This window comes from Psychrobacter sp. PSP (assembly GCF_024085615.1).
In the GTDB taxonomy this organism is placed as follows: domain Bacteria; phylum Pseudomonadota; class Gammaproteobacteria; order Pseudomonadales; family Moraxellaceae; genus Psychrobacter; species Psychrobacter pacificensis.
In genome coordinates, this window is the sequence record NZ_JABLTF010000010.1 from 1 (window position 1) to 13,661 (window position 13,661).

The following is a 13,661-nucleotide window of genomic DNA, read 5'->3' on the forward strand; positions in this document are numbered from 1 at the left end:
GGGATAGTTTGATCTATATGCTTCTTGTGCCATGAGCGCAGGGTTTCAGGCGTGCAGCCAATCTTAGGGGCAATGGCTTGAATGGCTGCCCATGTGGAGGGATAGTCGTTTGCTGCTTCGATCAGCATACGGACGGCGCGTTCTTTAATCTCAGGAGTGTAGGTTTGTCTTTTCATTGTCGTATTCTCTCAGAATGTTAAGTCTCCGACAATACCGGGGCGGTTCAATCAGAAGATTTAGGATCCGATCCATGGGGCGACCCGCTACAAATCGCTGAAGAATATAGTTCTTATTTCGGTAAACAAGCTTTGAGGGATTTAATCGAACAAACTGTTAATGACCCTGCATGGATACCAAGCGACTTGTATGGCTCACTGTTAAAGCTACCTTGGACAGAAGTGCTTACAACTAATTGGGACACGCTGTTAGAACGCGCAGCATCTGATATTTATAAACCTATCTATAGTATCGTTAACAAACCTGAAGATCTATCCTCTTCTCGCTCTCCTAGAATCGTAAAATTACATGGAACAGTACAAATATCTCATAATCTAATATTTACTCAAGAAGATTATCGCCAGTATCCCAAGACTCATGCGGCATTTGTAAATTTAGCCCGTCAAATATTTATCGAAAACGAGTTTTGCTTATTAGGATTTTCAGGTGATGATCCTAATTTCTTACAATGGGTTGGATGGGTAAGAGATCATTTAGCAAGTCATGCTCGTCGAATATACTTGGTAGGAGCGTTAGATTTAAGTCCAGCTAAACGCAAATATTTAGAGTCAATCAATGTAGCACCTATTGATTTATCAAGTCTAGTTAAACACTTGGATAACCATGATCAAAGACATCGTGAAGCAACAAAAATGTTTCTCAATGCTCTTCAGATACTTAAGCCTAAAGATAGCTGGGATTGGGAACCAACTTCGATTACTCGTAAAACTATCCCAGAAAACGAAATAGGTAAAGTACATAAGGAGCATAGCTACGCAGCAGCTTTACTTGAGACTCAGTTAGATCAACTTGTTAAAGATAGGGAGTCTTATCCAGTATGGTTGGTATGCCCATCTAATATACGGTGGAGCTTACAAAATCAAATTACCGATCCTTTTCCAAACTCTAAAAACTTAGCTGAAATGAAACCTGATTTGCGATCAAGGATGCTTTACGAAATCGTATGGCGTAACACCATTACTTTTAGTGTGGATGCTATTCATTTAGCTGAAGAACTTCTAGAAATTTGTGATCCTTCTCAACTTAGTGGACTAACTAGCAAACAGCAGATTGAAATAGCATTATGGCTTTTTAGAAGTACACGCTGGTTTGATGATAACGATTATAAAAATATTAACTCAAGAGTAGCTCATATTTTAGACACAGTTAAACTGACTTCTTCAGAAGTAAAAAACGAAATAAACTATCATAAAGCTATTTTAGCTAGAGAAAGCTTCGATTACTCTGGTTTAGAAGAATTAGTTGAAGATATTGAAGCCATAGACCCATCATGGAACATGAAAAAAGCATCACTTCTAGCCGAGTTGGGAAGGTTTGATGAAGGTGAGTTTCTTTTAAAGGATGCTTTTAAAAATCTTAAACTACAATCTAGAAATGATCCAACCTCAGTTTACGTTTTATCACGTTTAGCTTGGGTTAGTTTTCTTCTTCAAGGAGCTGATTTCTTTAACCGTAATGATTTAGAAGTTAAGCCCAATGATTTTGACTATATGGATTCAAATCCTTGGACTTATCTTGAACATATCAGGAAGAGATTATCAGAAGCATTGGATAAACAAGCTAAGAATAATAGTATAGAGCCTTCTTTTGACCCTGGAAGCTATACAGACCATTCTAAATCTCTTTCATTCAGTAATGAGTTACACCCTTTATTACTTGTAGAGGGGTTAACTAACACTGTCGGAGTTCCTATTAGATGGAGAGATGTCAATTTCGTTAAAGATATAGTAGAGAATTTAGCTAAGCTGGAGAGTTTAGAAAATAAAAATCGTTTCATATATGCTATACGATCATCAACCTCAGATACTACAGATATACTTAAAACAACTCTATCAAGAATTAATATTGCAAAGCTAACAGAGGAGGATTTAGAGTATCTATTAGATCAGACGTATAAAGGTTGTATTTATTGGCTAGAAAAAATTATTCAAACTAGCAATAAGTCTGTACATTATTATTTTAGTAGATTACAAGTTTTTATGGAGGCTTTAGCTAGGTTCGTTATACGGGCGAAGCCAGACAAGGCTATAGAAGTGTTTAAATGGGGTTGCAGTATTGCAATCATAGATGGAATAAAGCATTTCTGGCTGTCCAAACCTTATAGTCATCTCATAGAATACAGCTTACTAGCTATATCAGATAATCGAAAATCAGAGATATTTGAAGATGCCCTCATATTTCCTTTAGCTACCGAAGTGAATATTGATAATGATTTTGGTCAGAGATGGCCAAACCCTGTTGTAAAATTACCTCCCGTAAGAAATGATAGTCTTAAAATCAGTTCACGTTTAGATGAAATCATAAACCATATTTCTCCGAACAATGAGGACAGCGTCCATGCTTTAATAAAGCTATTTCCTTTAATTGAAAATAACTATTTGAATGCTAACGAGTTAGAATCTATAAAATGGAAAATATGGGGAAATCCAGCCAACTACAATTTCATTCCTAAACTAGGTATTTTAGACCATGCTTTGTTAGGACTGTCTGGCGATGATAGTCAAGCGTTGGCTTTAGTTGTTAGAAAACATCTTTTTGAAAGTAATGATTTAATTAATATCCATACGCTTATAGCGATTAAAAATCTTGTTTTGAATGAAAAACACAGAGAACTGCCTACGAAGAAACAGTCTAACAAGATATTCAATACTTTAACTGCATGGCGGTTCACTGCAGAAGACACTGATGTTCCTGAGTTTTTTATAGATAATACGGAAGAACGTTTGGCCAAAGAAATTGCATACACTTTGAACCATGCTATAACACCTTATTTAGGAAAACCCAATTTAAATGAAGCTAACTTAAATAAGTTACTTGATTTTTACGAGAAGACGGAGACCTTTGAGGTATTGTCTTCATTCATATTTTTCTCTAAGAAATTTGATACGGCTTTTGATACTCTTATGAAAGATATACGTGAAGGTTTTTATAAAGAAGATATAAGAAAAGTTGTATCGTCAGCAAATGCTTTACTGAACTGGTGTAAATTTGACTTTAACGATGCATTAAAGCCATTGATCTCAAAATTAATTTATTCAATAAACTTGAGCCGTACTAATGGGCTTACAACACTAATATATACTGCAAATAACCTATACTCTCTAAAATACTTAAGTAACGAAAACGTCTCAACATTAATTGAAGTGGTTCCAATCATTTTTGATGGTACTGCCTACGAAAACGTAAATCCAACCAGTCATTTAGCCATTAACGTCACTTCGGTTAGATCTGAATGTATAAAGCTTGCTCGTGAATTACTAAAAAATAATTCAAACAGTGAGTTAAAAAGGATAACTGAAGAAGCCAAAACAGACCCACTGCCAGAGGTAAGATTCGTATAGATGAAAAATAAAAACACTTCACAGTCTCCAGAGCTTGCCGGTGGTGATGGCTTTACCTATGAAGGTCATGTCATGGCTTTCTATTTAACTGCATTACTAGCTGAAGCGAGTGCGCCCGGCTGTGATGGTACGGTAGTAAATGTAGCTGGCCAGCAAAGAGACTTTGGCTACCCTTTAGATGACGTCATAATAAAGTGGAAAGATGCATCAGGTCGAATTGGAACCACTAGTTTACAGGTCAAACGTGACCTCACGATTAGCTCTGCTCAAAGCAATAAAAACTTTAGAGATATTATTCGTGACAGCCTTGCCAGCTACCAAGATGCTAGTTTTAATGATGATGTAGATAAGTACGGAGTGGCGGTTAATGAGATATCCTCTGCTAAATTTCGTGATTTAGGGTTTCTTTGTCATATAGCTGTTGAAAGTGGCGATATTGAGCACTTTGAGCAACGGTTTAGCACTAATGGGAATGCCAGTGCGGATATTAAAGCTATTAAAGAAGTGGTATATCAGCTATTGGATGAGTTCTCTGCTGCCCCGTTAGCACCTACTGAAAAGCATGACTTTCTAAAACATTTTATTATTGTCAGGTTTGACTTCTTACATGATGGTGAAGTTGATGCACATATAGCAGAACAGCAGATTCAATCACAGTTACCTACCAATAGTATTGTATCGCCCGTATTGGTCTGGTCTTATGTTTACGAGTTAGGAAGAGAGTCTGCAGGGAAAGCGGGTCAGTTTGATAGGGTTCGGTTGGTCCACGAGTTAAGTAAGGTGGTTAAACTCAAAGAAGGTAGAACTTTTGAAGAGCAGATTGCAAAGATAAAAGAGCTTACGAATACTTACTTGCATCAAATTCAAAGCGATATTGATGGGTATAGTTTAGATAGGACTGGTTTAAAACTAGAGTTTACTGAAAAGATTAAATCAAAACGCTTTATTCAAATAACTGGTATGCCGGGTACTGGCAAGTCGGCTCTGCTACGTCAAGTAGTTGAAGGTTATTTGAATAGCTCGTTTGTGTTGTTTTTAAAGTCTAATCAATTGGTCGGTAAAAATTGGTCTCAATACGCTCAAAGCTCTGGGATACCTTCAACTCATAATTTAAAAGATCTATTAGTTGAAATTCAATCAGCAGGCACACCTATCTTATTTATTGATGGTATTGACCGTGTAGACAATCAGCATCGACCAATTATCGAAGAGTTAATAAGCTTAATTTTAAATGACCCATTGTTAATAAAGTGGAAAATAGTCGTTACCTTACGTGAGACAGGGCTAGAGCCGCTAAGAACATGGCTTGGGTCTGTTCTTAAGCAGGCTTCAATTGGTAACGTCACTGTCAATAAATTAGATGATAATGAAGCCAATATTCTCTCAACACAGTTTCCAAATTTAAGAAGCTTACTTTTTAGTTCTTCTGAAAACGTGAAGCATGTCACTAGAACTCCATTTTTTGCAAAGGTTCTATCTACGCTAAGTTTATCAAACGATACATCCCCAGAGTCTGAACTGGATTTGATTCATGAATGGTGGAAACGTGGTGGATATAGTGCGACGAGTCAAAAAGTTATAGATAGACAGAACGCTTTACTAGAATTAGCTGAGCGTAAGGTAAAAAATCTTAGTAAGCCCGTAAAAAGAAGATCGCTTAATAGCAATTCGGAATTAGATGAACTAAACAGCGACGGTGTGATTAGAGTCGATAATAGAAAATCTATAGTAGATTTTGCTCATGATATCTTTTTTGAATGGTCATTATTGTACAACCTATTTGAAGCTGATGATGCATGGCTTGATAAAATTGAAGCGTTCGGTCAACCTCCTGCTATTGCTAGAGTTGTTGAGTTATTGGCTCAGCAGAAGCTCCAGGACGAAGAGTGGTCTATAGCAATAGAAAACCCAAAGTTTAAAACACTTCGTTCACAATGGTTGCGAGCTTGGCTATTAGGTGCTATCAGCCATCCAAATACAGCACAATACAGTGGTCAATTTAGAGGCAAACTGGCTGAAAACGACTATGATCTCTATGAGAAGTTATTGGTTTGGTTTCAAGCAGAAAAGACACAGCCAAACCCGCTGATACTTGCTACTTCCAAAGATATAAAAGTTGCTACCTCTCTTGCGTGGCCGACTGATTTAACCCTATGGTTTCAAGTTATTATTTTTATATTAGAAGATACTCCTTCATTGCCAGAAAACATATATCCAAGAGTTGTCGATGTCTTTAAAGTTTTTCAAAACCTAGCAATAAATTTTGAAAACGCTACACAGCCTTCACAGGTTGTTATTGAGTTTTCATCCAAAATATTACAAATAGCTTTAGATTGGCTATCTGAAATCGAAGGGATAAAAGATCATCCTAGTACTCATAACTGGCAATTAGTTAATGACATAACAGGATTTAAAGATGCGCTACGTAATTTGATTATAGTTTCAGCAAATTCTAATCCAACTTTCATTCAAACCTATTTGAATAGGCTACTCGATCTAGATGAAATACCTAATGAGATTTTCAAACATATAATCCAATTATCTGGATTTATAGTACAAAAACATGCTGACCTAATTGTTGAGTTTTGCTTAAAAAAATTATTGTGTGAATTACCATTAGATAAATATAAACGTGACTGTGAAGAACGAAAACGATCTCAAGAGTATTGGTTGGAATTAAATAGCATTCCACAAGAAGAGCTTACTGATAAGCAAAAAAAACTACTTCAACGTAGAGCAATGTTTTTAAGTCCATTTCCAACTGAAGTCGTTAGCGACAGTGACTGGAAAAGCCTTGCTATTAACAGTGACTTTATTGGCTTCTATCCTTCCTCTCCAATCAAAGAGCCATTCCATTCATTATTAAAATATGCTCCCGACTCTGGCTTAAGACTAATTACAGCGCTATCAAACCATGCTAATAAGGCTTGGCGACAGCTTCATGAGCTATCAGATGAAAAGCTCACACCAATTCCTATTACATTAGAATTTCCTTGGGGATCTCAAGCATTCTGGGGCAATGAGAAAGAATATATTTGGTCACGTCCATACTGGATAAATGATACATTGTCATCAGCATTTATGACCTTAGAAAAGTGGTGTTTTGAGCAGTTAGAAGCGGGTGCGAATCTAGACGAGTTAATTCAAAAAATAACTAAAGATCATGAATCAGTAGCTATCCTAAGTGTTGTATCTGTACTTGCTCTTGAACAACAGTGCATTAGCAAAACTGTATTTCCTTTGGTGACGAATCAAAAGGTGCTTGATCTAGATTACTATCGATTTACTCAAGATATACGTGGTTCATCGTCAGACAGGAAAAGCTATAAATTTTGCTTGTCAAATTTACTAAGTGCATTCGTTTTTTCTAAATTTAGTGAGGAGATCAAAAAAAGATTAATTGGACTTGCAAACTTTCTACCATACAATTTCGAAGAACAGATGGATAATGCAGTAGTTACTAAAAGATTAATAGAACGAGCTAAATTTTATGCCGAATATGCAGATGAAGCTACTTATATAGTTCAGCCTACTGAAAACGAAAGTATAGTCACTATTTCGCATCATAGCCCTTCTTTGAATAATAGCAAAAACATAGAAGAACAGAAGAAAAGTGTAGATTTTCTTAGTTTTAATAATATAGCCTATTGGGCTCATAAATCTCTTTTACAAGACTCCATTGTAGAAGGATATTCTATTCAATCTGCTCTAGAGTTTATGAAACAATACGATGAGCTAGAGCTCTTTGAAGATGGTTGTGAAGGATGGACCGAGGAATCTACTCATAAACGCATGAAACAAAATGCTGTTGTCGCCGTAGCAACGATGGCCTTATGCTTTAGAGAAGCGCTAGCTGATACAGATTTAGAATGGGCACGCGAGGTAATAAATAAAATATTAGATTTACCATTTAACTCATATGAGTGCAGCACCCCAGAAGCAAAACTTACATTTCATCCAAAGATATTTGCTAGTAAAGCACTAGCTTCTGAAATAAAATTTGATACAGCTGATGATAACTCAAAAATCCAAATATTATGCATTATTGCGAGTCCAGTAAATGAAATATCCATATCAGCTTTAAACGAATGTCTCTCATTATATGAAGTTGATAGAAAACTCAGTTACTCCGCTATATTCATAGCTATATCAATGAGTCATAATCATTTGAAATATCGTAATTGTAACTCAGATGATACAGCTAAAATAAATGTGGAGTTACAGAGTATAGAATCTATTTTAGCTGAATATTATGAGTCTGATAAACAATTCATTGAACTTCCAAAATGTGGAAGTCCTTGGGTTGAGTTGGAACAGGAAAAATATAGACCTTCTTTGAACTATTCTTTAAATAAGTCTTTTGACGCTATAAAGTGGGAAAGATCTGATGAACAATGGGATACTACTTTTTTGAGTCATATCTTAAAGCAGCTACCTATTAAGGAATTACTACAGTCAGAATTCAAAGAAGAACTTCTAAGTTTTATAGAGAATTTAATTAATTGGACTATTGAGCTAATTGAGCCTTCATGGTCTGAACAGTCTAATCACAAAGGCAACCATGGCAGTCTTTATGAATTCTCAGATGCTCTATGTAATATCATTGGTACAATCTGTGGAGTATTGCCATTCAACGTGACTTATCATAGGTTTGTAAAGCCTATATTGAACCTAAAATCTCAAGAAGGTTGGCAACTTATAGAACCTTTAATCAGCTATTGCAGCTGCAATCTATATGACGAGATCGTTGCATCAGAAGATATTGTAAGAATACTTGAACACTGTATGGAAAGATTCTTGCAGGTCGAAGAGTTGAACACAAATAGCTATCGCATTGGAGAGTTTGATGTATTCAAAAATAATGCACTAGAGACGTTAATGTTTACTCGCATCACTCAATTTGATAGTGCTAAACGATTCGCAAATGGTAACTGGACTGACATTCATTTGGTAATGCCCATAATTAATAAATTGGTTCGTGAAGCTGGTTGGGTTGGTGCTGTAATGCAAAACTTTGTGCAATTATGCGACCATGCCAAAAATGACTATCCTGCTGAAGTTTTCGCAGATCAAGTCTTAACCGTCATATCTAAGCCTAAGCTTGTAGGCTGGCAAGGTAGCACATTGTATTCTCGTATAGCTGAACTGGTGCAATTCCTTGCAGAAAGGGACAATCCTTTAGATTTAGAGACTGGTAAGAAGCTCTTACGAATTATTGACTGGCTGATTGACCAAGGTGATAGACGAAGTGCTTCACTACAACAAAGCGAATTGTTTAGAAGCATCAAGGTTAATTGAATAAGCTAGCTATAAATAGCTCTAAACTCTATACTTTATTTTTTGTTAGTACCATCAACAGATATCCTAGATATTTAAGCACCCCCGATGACGCATAATAGTGATTAGTGGTAGCCAAGTTTTTGTCAGAGTGTTTACGTTTTTTCTGTACAACCCTTACTTCATAGCCATGAAAACTCTCACGTGCACCGACACGTATTGAGCTGTTCAGACTCAAGTCTTTTTTAACATCACTTACAACTTGCTCGCTATATGCCCTCACCTGCCAATGACTGGCATCAATAAGCTGACAACCTACTAGCATAAAACTCTGTAGCATCTCAATCTGGGTCTCCTTAATACCAAAATGGATCGATGAGTTATTTAAGTTATGCTTATGCGCAAATATCTCAATAAATACTCTCAACTTCTCAGGATCCTTTATAGACATCTGATATGCTCTATCTAATGCTCTAATTATTACTTCCTGATTCTTACTACCTTTAGGCCTACCTAGTAATAGCCTGTCATCGTCGAACAGCTCACTAGCGCGCAGGTATAAACATTTAGAGTCATTTAGACTTATACCATGTCTAATAGCAACTTCAGGTAACAGCTGATCTCGAGAGTTTTCTTTTAACTCCTGCATCTGCTCTAGAAAACCTATGACGTCCGCATATTTAGGATGAATGAAAATTGAATTTGCATTCGACTCTTTAAAGTCATCCAAATTACTATTCAACAGTTGCTGGCTAGTATTGTTATCAGGTTGATCTATATTCTTAAATAATCGTGTTTTATTAACAGCTGTTTTTTTAACAAAGTATGATCTTATCTTATTTAGCTGCACCGTCTTTGTCGTTGCATCATAAGCAGTTTTGTCTTGTCTATATATAACAGAATAATCTAGTCCTGTTATTAAGTCTAAAACGGTTATAGGTAGCTCTAAGTAAGCGTTACTGAGCTGTTCCCCTGCCAGCAGATGAGCAGTATGAATATAATGCTCGAAGGTTGTGTCGCACGTTAAATGCCCTGCAAAGCTAGCCAGCCCAAACCAGGAGCCTTGATCCTTGTGATAGCCAAGGACGCCTTTTATTACTTTTTCGCACTGCTCATTATCATAATCAGTCATCACCTGTGCCAATGGCGACTTACTTAGTACTAACGCCAGCTGACTAATCGCAGTATGCCTAAAGCTATGAAATGTGAAGTCGTGCTTTCCTAGCAATCTGTCCCAAATTAACTTCATGAGATTACTAAAAACCACACTGGGTAATGGCTGATCGCCTGAACCTTGAGAAAAAAAGTAACGACGCTTCAATCTTTTCTGCTGACGATATAACTGAATAAGTTGTTTTAGCTCGTCTTTCTTAAGTAGGCAGTTAATGGGTATAAGGCGGCTTGCGCTGCTACTTTTCAATCTCCGATAGCGATTTGGTCTTAACCATATTTGTGGCTGCTCTATTCGTTGTCCATGCTCATCAATATAGATGTCAGCTATATCACGAACTTTAACACCGATAAGTTCTTTGATTCGCAACCCTGTCCGATACGCAAGACTTAAGACTACTAAGCACAGGTTTTTCTGTTCATCGCCTAAATCCGAGTTGACCAGATACTCTTTCATCGCATGATATATCCGAGGTGATATCATGTTCGCATTTACCACTTGGCGTTTATTACCCCACGGGAAATACACAAATGGCGCATTATAGTGCGCTCGCTGATAATCATGGAAAGCTCGTAGTCTGCCATAAGTAAATTTTTGAGTATCTTTGAGCTTATCCAGATATGAAACTTTATTTTTCTTTAAATACACATTATTCAAGACATTGAGACTACCTTGACTTAACACATCGTCTGCACAGCCAACTAAATCATCATCCGTATCTAGATTGTCTTCGCCAAAGTCTGATTCTTTGTTTAAAATAGACTGCTTTCTTCCATCCTTAATCTTACTTTGAATGATCTCCTCATATACAGCTTCAAAGTCCTCACCAGACCATTCATCAAGATTCTCATCCATTGTTAGCATCAGCCAATCCCGACCAATACATCCCAGATATTTACTAATGGTATCTAACCTGTTGTTACTATCACTCAACAAGCTTCTGACCCATCCTAAGAGACGCATGGCATTAGGCTGGGTAAACCCCTGTTGTAACAACTCTACTTGCGTAATAGCTGATGCTTTACTGCCTTTAAGGGCATCTTGAACCTCTTTAATGAGATTCTTACTAAAATTTGGATACTCCCTACTATTGGTACCCTTTTCGTCAGATTCTGAAAAGCTTGCTACAAATAACTCTTCCCAAGTGAGCGGCTGTAGATTTGAGTTAATCACCTCTTGATTATAATTAATAAGCTTATTTGTGGTTAAGCCCGTCGTTTTAATCTTGCCCTGTCTAACAATAGCCAGTGCAGTGTCTATATCGCCTCCTTTCATTTGCCGCCAATGATAGTCAGCGTATTTTATTCTTAGATTAACACACCAAGTGCAACGCTAATTAATATTATAGAACGCCTGCATAGGCGTTTTAAACCCTAATCGTTTTCTTGGTCTGTTGTTTAGTTTGTTCTCAATGTCCTGTATTTCATTATCTGTAACTATCCCCTAAAATAACACAGCTCAAACGTAGAATTTCTTATAAAATACCCATAAGGAGTTTTGATATGAGCAAACGAATGACTGAGACCCAAATAGTATCCATTTTAAAAGAAGCAGAAGCTGGAATACCTGCTAAAGAGCTGTGCCGTAAATACGGGATTGCTAGCTCGACTTTCTATAAATGGCGCTCCAAGTACGGTGGTATGGAAGCTTCTGATGTTAAGCGATTAAAAGAGCTTGAAGAAGAAAACCGTAGGCTCAAACAGATGTATGCTGATTTAAGCCTCAAAGCGCAAATGCAGGAAGAGATCATAAAAAAGCTATAGCGCCTGTACCCGAGCGCAAAGTCTGGGCGCAAGAATTACAGGCGCAGTATGATGTCAGCATTGCAGTGAGTTGTCAGGTGGTCTGCATGAGTCGAACCGCTTACTACTATAAGCCTAAGCTATTTGATGATAGTGAGATTGTTGATGTCTTAAATGAGCTTACTGACAAGCACAATCGCTGGGGCTTTCCAAAGTGCTTTAAACGTATACGTAAGCTTGGCTATTCATGGAATCATAAGCGCGTACATCGAGTTTATACAGCGTTAAACTTAAACCTACGCCGCAAGTCTAAAAAACGCTTACCAACACGTAACCCTCAGCCGCTAAGTGTGCCAAATGCATTGGGGCATACATGGTCAATGGACTTCATGAGCGACAGACTACACAACAATATTCGCTTTCGAACCTTTAATGTGATTGATGATTATAACCGTGAGGTATTAGGCATTGATATTGGTACCAGTATTCCCTCACTCCGAGTGATTCGCTACCTTGATCAGCTGGCTGAGTGGCATGGTTATCCTAAGCAAATTCGTGTGGATAACGGCAGTGAGTTTACATCCAGGGTATTCACTGATTGGGCATCAGCTCATGGCATCTATATTGATTATATCGAGCCTGGCTGTCCTTATCAGAACGCTTATATTGAACGGTTTAATCGCAGTTATCGCAATGAGGTTTTAGATTGCTACCTTTTCAACAATTTAAACGAGGTCAATATGCTGACTGAAGACTGGATCAAGGTTTATAACAACGAAAGACCCCATGATTCACTTAATGATATGACACCTGCTGAGTACAGGCAGGTGGCTTAACTTAGATTAACACATGAAGTGCAATACCAAATGCAAGGTGAAAAAAAGACCTAGATGCGCTAGCATCAAAGTTTTTATCCACCGACCAAAGTGAGATTGCAACCATGAGCTATACACATCTAAGCCTAGGTGAACGATACCAGATTTATGCCCTTAAAGGGGCAAAACATAGTATTAATTTTATAGCGAGGGTGTTAAACAGAAGTCCCAGTACCATATCAAGAGAGCTTAGGCGTAATAAAAGCCTACGAGGTTACCGAGCAAAGCATGCTAATAACAAGGCTTGTGACAGACGGGCTAACAACGCCACAACTATTGTGACTGACCTCTGGGCATGGGTGACAGACAAGCTTAAAGAGAACTGGAGTCCTGAGCAAATATCTGGCGTTCATGCTGGTATCAGTCATATGAGCATTTATCGCTATATTTGGCGTGATAAGAGGCAGGGCGGTACATTGTGGCAGTGTCTCAGACGTAAAGGAAAACCATACCGGCAGCGTCTAACCGCTGAGACTCGAGGCCGTATCAATGACAGAGTCTCGATTCATGAGCGCCCTTGTATTGTTGAAGAACGCTCACGTATTGGAGATTGGGAAGCGGATACCGTTATCGGTCAGCATCACAAGCAAGCGATTGTCACGCTCGTTGAACGTAAAACGGGGCTGCTGAAGATGAAGCGTGTGGGTCATAAAACAGCACAGCAAGTATCAGAGGCAATGATAGAACTCTTAGCGCCAGTGAGGTTGCAGGTTAAGACCATTACCTCTGACAATGGTAAAGAGTTTGCTCAGCATAAGAAGGTGAAACAAAAGCTCTTTAGCCCTTTCTTCTTTGCCGATGCTTATGCGTCATGGCAGCGAGGAACCAACGAGAATACCAATGGCCTTATCAGAGAGTACTTGCCTAAGGGTTGTGACTTTAGACAAGTCTCTGATAATGAAATACAGGACATTGAGAACAAACTAAACAACAGACCAAGAAAACGATTAGGGTTTAAAACGCCTATGCAGGCGTTCTATAATATTAATTAGCGTTGCACTTGGTGTGTTAATCTAAG

5 protein-coding genes and 2 pseudogenes are annotated in these 13,661 nt (G+C 37.8%); 4 read left to right on the forward strand and 3 right to left on the reverse strand.

Going from position 1 to position 13,661, the window contains the following annotated elements; translation table 11 throughout:
* Window positions 1-176, reverse strand: a 176-nt coding sequence (locus HL061_RS02690; RefSeq protein ID WP_252962434.1) for a transposase, incomplete at its 3' end; no start/stop codon positions are given.
* A gap of 132 nt (window positions 177-308) precedes the next feature.
* On the opposite strand from HL061_RS02690, the gene HL061_RS02695 reads away from it, so the two are divergent.
* Both HL061_RS02695 and HL061_RS02700 read left to right on the forward strand, forming a co-directional pair.
* On the forward strand, window positions 309-3,578 hold the full coding sequence (locus tag HL061_RS02695) for an SIR2 family protein (RefSeq protein ID WP_252962481.1): 3,270 nt from the start codon (window positions 309-311) through the stop codon (window positions 3,576-3,578).
* Window positions 3,579-8,876 (forward strand): AAA family ATPase, encoded by a 5,298-nt coding sequence (locus HL061_RS02700; RefSeq protein WP_252962482.1) that lies wholly within the window; start codon window positions 3,579-3,581, stop codon window positions 8,874-8,876.
* Between the two features lie 28 nt (window positions 8,877-8,904).
* On the opposite strand, the gene HL061_RS02705 is transcribed toward HL061_RS02700, so the two are convergent.
* Window positions 8,905-11,301 (reverse strand): site-specific integrase, encoded by a 2,397-nt coding sequence (locus tag HL061_RS02705; RefSeq protein ID WP_252962483.1) that lies wholly within the window; start codon window positions 11,299-11,301, stop codon window positions 8,905-8,907.
* A gap of 57 nt (window positions 11,302-11,358) precedes the next feature.
* Window positions 11,359-11,463, reverse strand: a pseudogene (locus HL061_RS02710) (IS30 family transposase); the annotation flags it as partial.
* Window positions 11,464-11,528: 65 nt separating this feature from the next.
* On the opposite strand from HL061_RS02710, the pseudogene HL061_RS02715 reads away from it, so the two are divergent.
* Both HL061_RS02715 and HL061_RS02720 read left to right on the forward strand, forming a co-directional pair.
* Window positions 11,529-12,604 (forward strand): annotated as a pseudogene (locus HL061_RS02715) (IS3 family transposase).
* A gap of 104 nt (window positions 12,605-12,708) precedes the next feature.
* On the forward strand, window positions 12,709-13,635 hold the full coding sequence (locus tag HL061_RS02720; protein WP_025643743.1) for an IS30 family transposase: 927 nt from the start codon (window positions 12,709-12,711) through the stop codon (window positions 13,633-13,635).
* The last annotated feature ends 26 nt before the right edge of the window (window positions 13,636-13,661 follow it).